Source organism: Streptomyces sp. NPDC001770 (assembly GCF_053596135.1).
The window spans coordinates 78,729-92,227 of record NZ_JBSFFN010000016.1 but is presented as its reverse complement, the minus strand read 5'-3'; the positions used below and the strand labels follow the sequence as shown (position 1 = coordinate 92,227).

The following is a 13,499-nucleotide window of genomic DNA, read 5'->3' as shown; positions in this document are numbered from 1 at the left end:
TCCTCAAAGAGGCCGACCGGAAGGCCCGTTGAGGGCGGGGAGCGCGGTCCGGCACACGGCCGCCGGGGCCGCCTCAACTGGAGGCCGCCGGGAACGGTGCCATAGAATACGGACCAGCCGGTTTCTTGAGGGGAACGTGCCGGAGACACTGAGCCCCGTCAGGCGCATCGTCAGGAGATCTCGAATGGCACGGCAGGAGCGCGCGATCAGGACGCGCAACGCAGTACTGACAGCCGCCGCAGCGGTCTTCGCCGAACGCGGCTACGAGGCCGCGACGATCCAGGAGATCCTGGAGCGGGCCGCGGTGACCAAGGGCGCGCTGTACTTCCACTTCCCCTCCAAGGAAGACTTGGCACGAGGCGTTCTGGACCATGCGGTCACCGAGCCGCCGCCCGAACAACCGCTGAAGATGCAGTCCTTCGTGGACATGGGGCTGATCCTCGCGCACCGGCTGCCGAGAGAGCCACTGTTGCGGGGTGCCGCGCGCATTGCAGCCGATCAGAGCAACCAGCGCTTCTTCGGCAAGCCGTGGCACGACTGGGTGCAGTTGACCAGTCAGCAGATCACCGCAGCTCAGGGGCAGGGCGAGGTGCTTCCGCACGTCGATCCCGTACGGACCGCCCAGACGATGGTCGGCTCCTTCACCGGCATCCAGCTGATGTCCCAGGCGGCCACCGAGATGGCCGACTTCGAGGAGCGCATCTCCCTCCTGTACGACCTGGTGCTGCCCAGCATCGCGGTGCCCGGTGTCCTCGGACGACTGGACACCTCGCCCGAGCGCGGCGCCCGCGCCTTCGCGCAGGCCCGCGCCTCCGCCGAGGACCACGAACCCGCGGATTCCGGACAGCCGGACGTCTTCGGCGCGGACCGGCCGACGGCGCGCACGGCCTGACCCCGGCGTCCCGCTCCCCGTACGACGACGCGCCCGGCGGGGTTCGTCCGGCACGCCCCGGGGTACCCGGAGTGGCGGCGCACCCGCGCCCCGGCAACCATGGGCAGGTCGAACGGAGAGCACAGATGACCGACCGCAGGCCAGAAGGACCCGCGTACACCGGCGCCTCGGGAAGCCCGCCGCCCATACCCGCCGACATGCCGGACCAGCAGGTGCAGGAGGGCGAGGACGCGCTGGACGTCCCCCCGCCGCCCTGGGCGGACCAGCAGCAGGAGGACGCCGACGGGGCGGACCCCGACGAGGCCGGCGCGGGCGCGCGTGCCGCCCGCAACGCGGGCGTCCACCCGGACCACCCGACCCCGGACGAGTCGACGGGCTGAGGGGTCCGCCGCCGGCCGGCCCACGGGCAGCGGTGGGCCGGCCGGCGGGGCGGAAAACCGATTGAGCCCCCCGTGCTCCCGTGGCAGGCTCGCGCGCCGGCACCGGGACCGCCACGAGCGCGAGCTTCGGCGGCATCCCACGCCCGGTGAACGACGAGCGTCCGGGAGGATCCCTTGGCAGCGATCAGGCAGTTCCAGGTCACCTTCGACTGCGCGGACCCCGAACGCGTCGCCCGCTTCTGGTGCGAGGTGCTCGGTTACGTCGTACCGCCGCCACCCGAGGGGTACGGCACCTGGGAGGAGTACGACCGCTCGCTGCCGCCCGAGCGCCGGGGCGCCTCCTTCGTCTGCGCGGACCCCACCGGCGTGGGCCCGCGGATGTACTTCCAGCGCGTTCCCGAGGGCAAGGCTGTCAAGAACAGGGTGCACCTCGACGTACCGCCGGTGCCGGCCTCGTGGGCGCCGGGCGGCTGGCCGCACTCGAAGCCGAGTGCGCCCGGCTGGTCGCGCTCGGCGCGGTCTGCGTGCAGGTCCTCAAGGCCGACGGGTTCGACGAGTCCTGCATTCCGATGCTGGACATCGAGGGCAACGAGTTCTGCCTCGACTGAGGGCCCGGGCGGCCGCGACACGAAGCGACGAGGGAAGACGCACGGCGACCGGGCAGCGAGAAGCGACGGGGCGACGTGCAGCGACGGGGCAGTGAGAAGCGACGGGGCAACGAGAAAGGGCCCGATCGGCGTTTCCGCTGATCGGACCCTCTGTCCGGAAGTGCCCCCGGCAGGATTCGAACCTGCGCACCCGGCTCCGGAGGCCGATGCTCTATCCCCTGAGCTACGGGGGCGTATCGCGGTGTTGCTCTGCGACGGGTGAAACACTACCAGCTCCCGAGGGGTGTCCGTGAACGGGTATTTCCACGGCGCTGGGCGATTCGCGGGGGCGGGGGAGCGGGGCCTGTGCGGCCCTCGGGGGCGGAAGTGGGCAAAACCCGGACGCGGCCCCGGGGGCGCACCTACTCTCGAAACGTGTCAGGGGCGTACGGCCGCGTGCTTGTTGTGGACGACAACAAGGTCATCCGGCATCTGATCAGGGTCAACCTGGAGCTTGAGGGCTTCGAGGTCGTGACCGCGGCCGACGGCGTCGAGTGCCTGGACGTCGTGCACCGCGTGCGGCCCGATGTGATCACCCTCGACGTCATGATGCCCCGCCTCGACGGCCCCCGGACCGCCGCCCGGCTCCGCGAGGACCCCCGTACCAGCGCCATTCCGGTCGCGATCATCAGCGCCTGCACCCCGTACGAGACCGACCGGGGTGTCGCCGCCGGGGTGGAGGCGTTCCTGGCCAAGCCGTTCGAGCCCAGCGAGCTGGTGCGGCTGGTGCGCCGCCTCGCGCTGCCGGACGAGCACTCCGCGGCGGACGGCGGCTTCGGCGCCGGCCGGGCGGGCAGTGCCGCGCGCTGAGTTCCTGTCCTCATCCCGTCCGGTGGGCCCCGGCCGGTGCCCGTATGGCGAAACGCGGTCGCGGAGCGCCCCCCCTCCTCACCTAGGCTGGTCCCGTGACCCCCGCCGACCTCTCCAGGACCGTGCTGCACGCCGTGCGCCGCGCGGTGGACGAGGACGCCCTGCGCGTGGCCGTGCCCGCACGCGTACGGGTGGAGAGGACGCGCCCCGGCGGCAGCGGGGACTACGCCTGCGCCGTCGCGCTCCAGCTCGCCCGTCCGGCGGCGCTGCCCGCGCACGAGGTCGCCCGCATCCTCAGGGACCGCATCGCGGCGGAGCCCGGGATCGGACGGGTCGAGATCACCGGGCCCGGGTTCCTCAGCCTCACGCTCGACGCCTCCGCCGACGGAGCCGCCCGGACCGCCCTCGTACGCGAGGTGGCGGCACGCGGCGCGGAGTACGGCCACGGGACGGCGCTGAGCGGCGAGACGCCCCTGCTGCCGTACGCCGCCGAGGTCCGGGCCGCCGTCACCGCCGACGCCGTCGCCGCGCTGCTGCGGTCCCAGGGCGCCGCCCCGCGCACCGTCCCGACCGGGCCGGCCGACCCGGTGTGGAGCCGCCTCGGGGTCGCCACCGGTAAGGACGCCGGTACGGTCTCCGTGCCCGAGGCCGGTGCGGCCGGAACGATTCGGCCCGTGCCCGCCGGAGTGTCCGCCGCAGGCCTCCTCGTACGCCTCGGGCCCGACGCCGCCCGCTGGGGGCTGCTGCGGGCCGCCGGACACGACCGGGCCGCGCTCGACGACGGACTGCTCGTCCAGACCGCCGCCAACCCGCTCTTCCTGGTCCGCTACGCCCGCGCCCGCGCCCACGCCGTCACCCGGGCCGCCCGCGCCCTCGGCCTCCGGACCACCCCGGACGCGTACGACGAGGACGCCCGGGACGCAGGCGCCCGGGACGACGCGGCCCGGGACCATGGCGCCCCGGACGGCACCGCCACGCGGCGCCCGGCCGCCCCGGACCACGCCACCCCCTTCGGGGAGCCCGCGGCCCTCGCGCTGGCCGCCCTGCTCGCCGACCACCCCGCGGTCCTCCTCGCCGCCGCCCGGCACCGCGCGCCCGACCGGCTCGCCCGCCACCTCGAAGCCGTCGCGCACGCCTTCTTCGACTTCCACGACGCCTGCCCCCCGCTTCCCGCCGGCGACGAGAAACCCTCGGCCGCCCACCGCTCCCGGCCGGCCCTCGCCGAAGCCACCGGGACGGTGCTGGCCGGCGGCCTGTCCCTGCTCGGTATCAGTGCGCCCGAACACCTTTGAGAGACCCGAGAGAGTCATACGATGAGCCGTTCCGCCCACCCCGCCGGACCCCGTCACGCCGATGTCGTCACCGAGGGCCACTACGCGGCCCCGCCCGCCGACCTGAACCTCCTCGACGAGAAGGTCTGGTCGCGCACCGTCACCCGTGACGCGGACGGCGCCCTCACCGTCGGCGGCATCGAAGTCGCCCGGCTCGCCGAGGAGTTCGGCACTCCGGCGTACTTCCTGGACGAGGCCGACTTCCGGGCCCGCTGCCGCGCCTGGTCCGCCGCCTTCGGGCCCGACGCCGACGTCTACTACGCGGGCAAGGCGTTCCTCTCCCGCGCGATCGTGCGCTGGCTCCGCGAGGAGGGTCTCAACCTCGACGTCTGCTCCGGCGGCGAGCTGACCACCGCGCTCGACGCCGGGATGCCCGCCGAGCGCATCGCCTTCCACGGCAACAACAAGACGGTCGCCGAGATCGAGCGGGCCGTGGAGGCCGGTGTCGGCCGGATCGTCCTCGACTCCTTCCAGGAGATCGTCCGCGTCGCTCACGTCGCCCAGCGGCTCGGCAAGCGCCAGCGGGTGCAGATCCGGGTCACCGTGGGCGTGGAGGCGCACACCCACGAGTTCATCGCCACCGCGCACGAGGACCAGAAGTTCGGCATCGCGCTCGCCGGCGGCCTGGCCGCCGAGGCGGTCCGCCGCGCCCTCACCCTGGACGGCCTGGAGCTCACCGGCATCCACTCGCACATCGGCTCGCAGATCTTCGACATGGCCGGTTTCGAGGTCTCCGCCCGCCGCGTGGTCCAGCTCCTCGCCGAGGTGCGCGACGAGCACGGTGTCGAGCTCGCCGAGATCGACCTCGGCGGCGGTCTGGGCATCGCCTACACCTCCGACGACGACCCGCGCGAGCCGCACGAGATCGCCAAGGCGCTCGGCGACATCGTCACCCGCGAGTGCGAGGCGTCCGGCCTCGCCACCCCCCGGATCTCCGTCGAGCCGGGCCGCGCCATCGTCGGCCCCACCGCCTTCACCCTGTACGAGGTCGGCACCATCAAGCCGCTCGAGGGACTCCGCACGTACGTCAGCGTCGACGGCGGGATGTCCGACAACATCCGCACCGCGCTCTACGACGCCGAGTACAGCGTCGCGCTCGTCTCCCGCACCTCCGACGCCGAACCCATGCTGGTCCGGGTCGTCGGCAAGCACTGCGAGAGCGGCGACATCGTGGTGAAGGACGCGTTCCTGCCGGCCGACCTCGCGCCGGGCGACCTGATCGCCGTACCGGCCACCGGGGCGTACTGCCGGTCGATGGCGAGCAACTACAACCACGCGCTCCGCCCGCCCGTCGTCGCGGTGCGGGACGGAGAGGCGCGCGTCATCGTCAGGCGCGAGACGGAGGAAGATCTCCTGCGTCTCGATGTCGGCTGATGAAATAGATGTCTCAGAATCCGGACGGGTGACAGAATCGCCCGTCCGGTGAGTGAGACTGTTCCATACATCGGATGTAGGAGAAACGAGGTCGGATGATGCGTACGCGTCCGCTGAAGGTGGCGCTGCTGGGCTGTGGTGTGGTCGGCTCAGAGGTGGCGCGCATCATGACGACGCACGCCGACGACCTCGCCGCGCGCATCGGCGCGCCGGTCGAGCTCGCCGGCGTCGCCGTCCGCCGCCCGTCGAAGGTCCGCGAGGGCATCGACCCCGCGCTCATCACCACCGACGCCACGGCCCTGGTCAAACGCGGCGACATCGACGTGGTCATCGAGGTCATCGGCGGCATCGAGCCCGCCCGCACCCTCATCACCACCGCCTTCGAGCACGGCGCGAGCGTCGTCTCCGCCAACAAGGCGCTCCTCGCCGAGGACGGCACGGCCCTGCACGCCGCCGCCGGGGAGCACGGCCGCGACCTCTACTACGAGGCCGCCGTCGCCGGAGCCATCCCACTGGTCCGCCCGCTGCGCGAGTCCCTCGCCGGCGACAAGGTCAACCGGGTGCTCGGCATCGTCAACGGCACGACCAACTTCATCCTCGACAAGATGGACACCAGCGGCGCCGGCTACTCCGAGGCGCTCGACGAGGCCACCGCCCTCGGGTACGCCGAGGCCGACCCGACCGCCGACGTCGAGGGCTTCGACGCCGCCGCGAAGGCCGCGATCCTCGCCGGGATCGCCTTCCACACCCGGGTGCGGATCGGCGAGGTGCACCGCGAGGGCATCACCGAGGTCACCGCCGCCGACATCGCCTCCGCCCGCCGCATGGGCTGCACCGTCAAGCTCCTCGCCATCTGCGAGCGGGCGGCGGACGGGCAGTCGGTCACCGCGCGCGTTCACCCCGCGATGATCCCGCTCAGCCACCCGCTGGCCTCCGTCCGCGAGGCGTACAACGCGGTCTTCGTCGAGGCCGAGGCGGCCGGGCAGCTGATGTTCTACGGCCCCGGCGCCGGCGGTTCGCCGACCGCCTCCGCGGTCCTCGGCGACCTCGTCGCCGTCTGCCGGAACAAGCTCAACGGGGCCACCGGCCCGGGCGAGTCCGCCTACACGCGCCTGCCCGTCAGCCCGATGGGCGAGGTCGTGACGCGCTACCACATCAGCCTCGACGTCGCCGACAAACCGGGCGTTCTCGCCCAGGTCGCCACGGTCTTCGCCGAGCAGGGTGTGTCGATCGATACCGTTCGTCAGCAGGGCCGTCAGGACTCGAACGGCGAGGCTTCTCTCGTCGTCGTCACCCACCGCGCGCCCGACGCCGCCCTCTCGGCGACCGTCGAAGCGCTGCGCAAGCTCGACACCGTGCGCGGTGTCGCCAGCATCATGCGTGTTGAAGGGGAGTAAGGACCCATGACCAGCAAGGGCACCCACCAGTGGCGCGGCATCATCGAGGAGTACCGGGACCGTCTCCCGGTCACGAGCATGACGCCGGTCGTCTCACTCCGTGAGGGCGGCACGCCGCTCGTCCCGGCGCAGGTCCTGTCCGAGCGCACGGGTTGCGAGGTGCACCTCAAGGTCGAGGGCGCCAACCCCACCGGTTCGTTCAAGGACCGCGGCATGACCATGGCCATCACCCGGGCCAAGGAGGAGGGCGCGCAGGCCGTCATCTGCGCCTCCACCGGCAACACCTCCGCCTCCGCCGCCGCGTACGCGGTGCGCGCCGGGATGGTCTGCGCCGTCCTCGTACCGCGCGGCAAGATCGCGCTCGGCAAGATGGGGCAGGCGCTCGTGCACGGCGCCAAGATCCTCCAGGTCGACGGCAACTTCGACGACTGCCTGACGCTGGCGCGCTCGCTCTCCGACAACTACCCGGTGGCGCTGGTCAATTCGGTCAACCCGGTCCGTATCGAGGGCCAGAAGACCGCCGCGTTCGAGATCGTCGACGCGCTCGGCGACGCCCCGGACATCCACGTCCTGCCGGTCGGCAACGCGGGCAACATCACGGCCTACTGGAAGGGCTACACCGAGTACGCCGGTGACGCCATGGCCACCCACCGGCCGCGCATGTGGGGCTTCCAGGCCTCCGGTTCCGCGCCCATCGTGCGCGGCGAGATCGTCAAGGACCCGGCGACGATCGCCACCGCGATCCGGATCGGCAACCCGGCCTCCTGGAACTACGCCCTGGCCGCCCGGGACGAGTCCGGCGGCTTCATCGACGAGGTGACGGATCGTCAGATCCTGTCCGCCTACCGCCTGTTGGCGGCGCAGGAGGGCGTCTTCGTGGAGCCCGCCTCGGCCGCCTCCGTCGCCGGCCTGCTCAAGGCCGCCGAAGAGGGCAAGGTCGACCCCGGCCAGCGGATCGTCTGCACCGTCACCGGCAACGGCCTCAAGGACCCCGACTGGGCCGTCGCGGGCGCACCGCAGCCCGTCACCGTCCCGGTCGACGCCGCCACCGCGGCGGAGAAGCTCGGCCTCGTCTGAAGCGTGTCGCTGAAGTCCCGCCCGCACGACCACCGCACCGCCCGGCAGGCGAAACGCCTCCGGGCGGTGCGGTGCAGACCGGGCAGATCGGCCCCAACCCCCTTTTCCAGGGCGGAGAGCGCAGGGGATGCGTGCGACACGCATCGTGCGCCTCCCCTGCGCCCTATGTCGCCACAGAACCTTCCTTCGATAAGCTGTACGTGATCGGCAGCGTCGTCACGCGGCCCTGTCCCGGTCGCCGTGCGGTGGCCGTGGGGTCCACCACCGGAGCACCGCCGCCCGGACGTCGCGTTCCGGCCGACCGGACTCCCGTGTCACCATCCCGCCGCCGCAGAGTCACCCGCACGCACCGCATCCCCGCCCCAAGGAGTCCACCAGCCGATGGCCGGTCCCGCGTTCCGAGCCGCCGCCGTCAGGGTGCGCGTCCCCGCCACCAGCGCCAACCTGGGCCCGGGTTTCGACGCCCTCGGCCTGTCGCTGGGCCTCTACGACGACGTGGTCGTCCGGGTCGCCGACTCCGGCCTGCACATCGACATCGCCGGTGAGGGCGCCGACACCCTGCCCCGCGACGAGTCGCACCTGCTCGTACGCGCCATGCGCACCGCCTTCGACCTGCTCGGCGGACAGCCGCGCGGGCTGGAGATCGTCTGCGCCAACCGCATCCCGCACGGCCGCGGTCTCGGCTCCTCCTCCGCCGCCATCTGCGCCGGCATCGTCGCCGCCCGCGCCGTGACCACCGGCGGCGAGGCCCGCCTCGACGACGCCGCGCTGCTGGAGCTGGCCACCGAGATCGAAGGCCACCCCGACAACGTCGCGGCCTGCCTCCTCGGCGGATTCACCCTCGCCTGGATGGACGGCGGAGCGGCCCGCGCGATCCGGATGGACCCGGCCGACTCGGTCGTGCCGGTGGTCTTCGTACCGGGCAAGCCGGTGCTCACCGAGACCGCCCGCGGACTGCTGCCCCGCCAGGTCCCGCACGTCGACGCCGCCGCCAACGCCGGCCGCGCCGCGCTGCTCGTCGAGGCGCTGACCAGGCGCCCCGAGCTGCTGCTGGCCGCCACCGAGGACCGGCTCCACCAGGAATACCGGGGCCCGGCGATGCCGGAGAGCCTCGAACTGGTGCACCGGCTGCGCGCCGACGGCGTCCCCGCCGTCATCTCCGGTGCCGGGCCCACGGTTCTCGCTCTTACGGAGGAAGGCGCCGCCGAAAAGGTGGCCCGGCTCGCGGGTGAGGGATGGGCCGCGAACCGGCTCGCGCTCGACGGTCCCGGTGCGTGCGTGCTGCCGCTCGCGCCGTGAGCAGAGGGATTGCCGGTGACAGAGAGGGGGAATATTTGTTGGAGCCGGTAGTGTTAATCTCAAGTCGGCAATCGACGTCCCAGCGACGCGTTGCTTCGTGTCCCCTTCAGGGACCACCTTTCTTCCGGGAGCCTCCCCAACTGCCTGATCAGCCTGTCTGAGCAGTTTCGAGCACGCTCCGGAACCGGCACGACACCCCACGTTCGTCCATGAGTGGGCCGAGCAGGGGGAGCTCGCGTCGGACCCCGCACGTTCATCTCTCCGCCGCACCCGGCGGACCACCGCCCCGGCCCGGTCCGCGATCGAAAAGATCACAAACCGAATGCCGGACAGCACAACCGGTCGCCGAGCCAGAAGGCCGACGTCCGCTCCAGGGAAGGACCCTTCGTGAGCGACACCACCGATCTGATGGGCGTGACTGCCGACAAGAGCGTCGACAGCGCCGCGCCCGCCGAAGGTGCTGCCACTGGCACCACCGCACGGCGCCGCCGCTCCGGCACCGGCCTTGACGGCATGGTCCTGGCCGAGCTGCAGCAGGTCGCGTCCGGCCTCGGCATCAGGGGCACCGCGCGCATGCGCAAGAGCCAGCTGATCGAGGTCATCAAGGAGGCGCAGGCCGGCAAGGCCCCCGCCGCCAAGGCCGCCGCCAAGGCGCCCGCCGCCGGGACGGACGCGGAGAGCAAGCCCAAGCGCCGCGCCACCTCCAAGGCGCGCACGGGCGACGAGGCCGCCGCCCCGGCCGAGAAGCCGGCCGCCCAGCAGCAGATCGACATCCCCGGCCAGCCCGCCAGCGACGACCAGCCCGCGGGCGAGCGCCGCCGGCGCCGCGCCACCGCGCAGGCCGGTGCCCCCGAGGTCAAGGCCGAGCCGAAGCAGGACGACCGCGCCGCCGAGGCCAAGCAGGACGACCGCGCCGAGGCGAAGGGCGACGCCCGCGCCGAGTCGGCAGCCGACACGGCCGAGGGCCGTCGCGGCGACCGCCAGGACCGTCAGCGCGGAGACCGCGGCGACCGCCGTGACCGCCAGCGCGACCGCCGGGGCAAGGGCGACGACCAGGGCCAGCAGCGCCAGGGCCAGGGCCAGTCGCAGCGCCAGGGCCAGGGCCAGACCCAGAGCCAGGGTCAGGGCGGCGGCCAGGGCCAGCAGCACCGTGACAACGGTCCGCAGGACGACTTCGACGACGAGGGCGGCCGTCGCGGCCGTCGCGGCCGCTACCGCGACCGCCGGGGCCGTCGTGGCCGCGAGGACTTCCAGAGCGACGTGCAGGTGGCCGACGACGACGTCCTGATCCCCGTCGCGGGCATCCTGGACATCCTCGACAACTACGCGTTCATCCGGACCTCCGGCTACCTGCCGGGCCCGAACGACGTGTACGTCTCGCTCGCCCAGGTCCGCAAGAACGGCCTGCGCAAGGGTGACCACGTCACCGGCGCCGTGCGCCAGCCCAAGGACGGCGAGCGCCGCGAGAAGTTCAACGCCCTCGTGCGCCTCGACACCGTCAACGGCATGGCACCCGAATCCGGCCGCGGACGCCCGGAGTTCCAGAAGCTCACGCCGCTGTACCCGCAGGACCGGCTCCGCCTGGAGACCGACTCCAACGTCCTGACGACGCGGATCATCGACCTGGTCGCCCCGATCGGCAAGGGCCAGCGCGGACTGATCGTGGCCCCGCCGAAGACCGGTAAGACCATGATCCTCCAGGCCATCGCCAACGCGATCACGGTCAACAGCCCCGAGTGCCACCTGATGGTCGTCCTCGTGGACGAGCGTCCGGAAGAGGTCACCGACATGCAGCGGTCGGTGAAGGGCGAGGTCATCTCCTCGACCTTCGACCGTCCCGCCGAGGACCACACCACCGTCGCCGAGCTCGCCATCGAGCGGGCCAAGCGCCTGGTCGAGCTGGGTCACGACGTGGTCGTCCTGCTCGACTCGATCACCCGCCTGGGCCGCGCGTACAACCTCGCGGCGCCGGCCTCCGGCCGCATCCTGTCCGGTGGTGTCGACTCGACCGCGCTGTACCCGCCGAAGCGCTTCTTCGGTGCGGCGCGCAACATCGAGGACGGCGGCTCGCTGACCATCCTGGCCACCGCGCTCGTCGAGACCGGCTCGCGCATGGACGAGGTGATCTTCGAGGAGTTCAAGGGCACCGGCAACATGGAGCTCAAGCTCGACCGGAAGCTCTCGGACAAGCGCATCTTCCCGGCGGTGGACGTCGACGCGTCCAGTACCCGTAAGGAAGAGATCCTGCTGGGCAGCGACGAGCTGGCCATCACCTGGAAGCTGCGTCGCGTGCTCCACGCGCTCGACCAGCAGCAGGCGATCGAGCTCCTGCTGGACCGGATGAAGAAGACCCAGTCCAACGCGGAGTTCCTGCTCCAGATCCAGAAGACGACGCCGTCGCCGGGCAACGGCAACGACTGACGTCCGCACCGCAGTTGAACCGAACCGCCCCCGTCGCACCCGCGACGGGGGCGGTTTCGTCGTGCGCGTGGCCCGTCCGAGACCTTCACCACACCCAGAGTGATCGTCCCGGGGGCGCCCCGAAGCGTGCATGGGGAAGGAAACCGCAGGTGAGCGCGGTGTCACGGGCAGTTCTCCAGGTCCGCCTCCCACTCGTTCGGCCGTACGGTGGTCACAGGGCGTTGTGACACCCTTCTTGGTGCTTCGGCGTCCATCCGAGAGACGACCCGACCGTGCCGGGACCACACCGGCAGGGGGGAGCAGGGAGCAGCGGGGAACCTGGAACGAGGGAACACCATGAGCGAGCAGAGCAGAGGTACGGGCCGCATACGCGGCACCGGCAGCCGGCGGAGAAAGCCTTCGCGCCGGCGCCGGGTGAAGACGGTGGTGGCCTGGACGGCGGCGGGGGTCGTGGTCCTCGGCGGATCGGGCCTCGCCTACGCGTACTTCGCACTCGACGGGAACCTCAAGGGCGTCGACATCAACGCGGCCCTCGGCACGGACCGCCCCGACAACGTCGACAACGGCTCCGAGGACATCCTGGTGCTCGGCTCGGACTCCCGCTCCGGCGCCAACGCCGAGTACGGCAAGGACCAGGGCGGTGCCCGTTCGGACACCGCGATGGTCGTGCACGTCAACAAGGGCCACAAGTCGGCCAGTATCGTCTCGATCCCGCGCGACACCCTCGTCGACCGGCCCGCCTGCACCGACCCCGACACCGGGCAGCAGGCCCCCGCGGCCACCGACCAGATGTTCAACTCGGCCTACCAGGTGGGCGGTCCGGCCTGCACGGTGAAGACCGTCGAGGCGATGTCCGGCATCCGCATGGACCACTACGTCGAGGTCGACTTCACCGGCTTCAAGAAGCTCGTCGACCAGCTGGGCGGTGTCGAGATCACCACCAGCGAGGCGATCGACGACCCCGGCAGCCATCTCGACCTCGCCCCCGGCACGCACACTCTCGACGGCGAACAGGCCCTCGGCCTCGTCCGTACCCGCAAGAGCGTCGGCGACGGCAGCGACCTCGGCCGCATCCAGCTCCAGCAGGCGTTCGTGAAGGCGCTGATGAAGCAGGTCAAGTCGGTGGGAGTGTTCACCAACCCCGCCAAGCTGTTCGGACTGGCGAACACCGCCACCAAGGCCATCACCACCGACTCCGACCTCGCCTCGGTCACCAAGCTCACCGGATTCGCGAACGGGCTCAAGGGCCTCGGCGCCAACGACGTCGACATGGTCACCCTGCCCGTCCAGTACGACCCGGCGGACCCCAACCGGGTCCTCCCGCTGGAGAAGGACGCGCAGGAGGTCTGGAAGGCCCTGCGCGCGGACACCGCGATCCCCGCCTCCGCCACCGCGGACTCGGCCGGCGACAAGGGCTCCGCCGGCGTCGTCGTGCGCTGACGGTCCCCCCGGGACACCGCCGCCGCACCCCGGCCGGTCCGGCGGGGAATAGACCGGCCCGTACCCCCGTTTTGGGAGATACGGCCGGTCCTGGCAGACTGGTACGTCGGCCCCGGTTCACGGACGCGCAATCCGCGCGGACGACCCGGAGCCCTCCCGAAACTAGGAGACACCTTGAAGCGCGACATTCACCCCACGTACGTCGAGACGCAGGTCAGCTGCACCTGTGGCGCGTCGTTCACCACCCGGAGCACCATCGACAACGGCACCATCCGTGCCGACGTCTGCTCCGAGTGCCACCCGTTCTACACGGGCAAGCAGAAGATCCTCGACACCGGCGGCCGTGTGGCCCGCTTCGAGGCCCGCTTCGGCAAGGGTGCAGGCTCCGCCGCCAAGTAGCGAGCCACAGCGCCGGTTCTCGGGCGCCCTTT

General features: G+C 72.1%; 11 protein-coding genes, 1 tRNA gene and 1 pseudogene. 12 read left to right on the top strand and 1 reads right to left on the bottom strand.

Translation table 11 applies throughout. The features are described 5' to 3' along the window. Window positions 1-184: 184 nt before the first annotated feature. The 3 genes and pseudogenes from ACWCSV_RS16790 (at window position 185) to ACWCSV_RS16780 (ending at window position 1,880) form a co-directional block, all read left to right on the top strand. On the top strand, window positions 185-892 hold the full coding sequence (locus ACWCSV_RS16790; RefSeq protein ID WP_451142803.1) for a ScbR family autoregulator-binding transcription factor: 708 nt from the start codon (window positions 185-187) through the stop codon (window positions 890-892). 125 nt (window positions 893-1,017) lie between these two features. Continuing rightward, window positions 1,018-1,272 carry a hypothetical protein gene (locus ACWCSV_RS16785; protein ID WP_451142801.1) on the top strand — a complete coding sequence of 85 codons (255 nt, stop codon included), beginning with the start codon at window positions 1,018-1,020 and terminating at the stop codon, window positions 1,270-1,272. Window positions 1,273-1,446: 174 nt separating this feature from the next. Then, a pseudogene (locus ACWCSV_RS16780) lies at window positions 1,447-1,880 on the top strand (VOC family protein). Between the two features lie 161 nt (window positions 1,881-2,041). Here ACWCSV_RS16780 and ACWCSV_RS16775 read toward each other — a convergent pair. Continuing rightward, window positions 2,042-2,113 (bottom strand) — tRNA-Arg (locus ACWCSV_RS16775). Between the two features lie 133 nt (window positions 2,114-2,246). On the opposite strand from ACWCSV_RS16775, the gene ACWCSV_RS16770 reads away from it, so the two are divergent. From ACWCSV_RS16770 to rpmE, 9 genes are all read left to right on the top strand, one after another. Continuing rightward, on the top strand, window positions 2,247-2,729 hold the full coding sequence (locus ACWCSV_RS16770) for a response regulator (protein ID WP_451142799.1): 483 nt from the start codon (window positions 2,247-2,249) through the stop codon (window positions 2,727-2,729). 95 nt (window positions 2,730-2,824) lie between these two features. Continuing rightward, window positions 2,825-4,021: an ArgS-related anticodon-binding protein NrtL gene (nrtL, locus tag ACWCSV_RS16765; protein ID WP_451142797.1), complete on the top strand. Its 1,197-nt coding sequence runs from the start codon at window positions 2,825-2,827 to the stop codon at window positions 4,019-4,021. 21 nt (window positions 4,022-4,042) lie between these two features. Further along, entirely contained in the window at window positions 4,043-5,434 is a 1,392-nt protein-coding gene (gene lysA / locus ACWCSV_RS16760) for a diaminopimelate decarboxylase (RefSeq protein WP_451142795.1), read from the top strand. A 95-nt stretch (window positions 5,435-5,529) separates the two neighbouring features. Continuing rightward, a complete protein-coding gene (locus ACWCSV_RS16755) occupies window positions 5,530-6,831 on the top strand; it encodes a homoserine dehydrogenase (protein ID WP_451142793.1) in 1,302 nt (433 codons plus the stop codon). A gap of 6 nt (window positions 6,832-6,837) precedes the next feature. Continuing rightward, complete coding sequence (gene thrC / locus ACWCSV_RS16750) at window positions 6,838-7,908, top strand: threonine synthase (RefSeq protein WP_451142791.1); 1,071 nt, start codon at window positions 6,838-6,840, stop codon at window positions 7,906-7,908. Window positions 7,909-8,289: 381 nt separating this feature from the next. Beyond that, the gene (thrB, locus tag ACWCSV_RS16745; protein WP_451142789.1) at window positions 8,290-9,207 is read left to right on the top strand and encodes a homoserine kinase; all 918 of its coding nucleotides are present in this window, start codon (window positions 8,290-8,292) and stop codon (window positions 9,205-9,207) included. Between the two features lie 387 nt (window positions 9,208-9,594). Continuing rightward, window positions 9,595-11,628 (top strand): transcription termination factor Rho, encoded by a 2,034-nt coding sequence (rho, locus tag ACWCSV_RS16740; protein WP_451142787.1) that lies wholly within the window; start codon window positions 9,595-9,597, stop codon window positions 11,626-11,628. A gap of 336 nt (window positions 11,629-11,964) precedes the next feature. Then, a complete protein-coding gene (locus tag ACWCSV_RS16735) occupies window positions 11,965-13,068 on the top strand; it encodes an LCP family protein (RefSeq protein ID WP_451142785.1) in 1,104 nt (367 codons plus the stop codon). 174 nt (window positions 13,069-13,242) lie between these two features. Next, window positions 13,243-13,467, top strand: coding sequence for a 50S ribosomal protein L31 (gene rpmE / locus ACWCSV_RS16730; RefSeq protein WP_327177988.1), 225 nt, complete (start codon window positions 13,243-13,245; stop codon window positions 13,465-13,467). Window positions 13,468-13,499 lie beyond the last annotated feature (32 nt).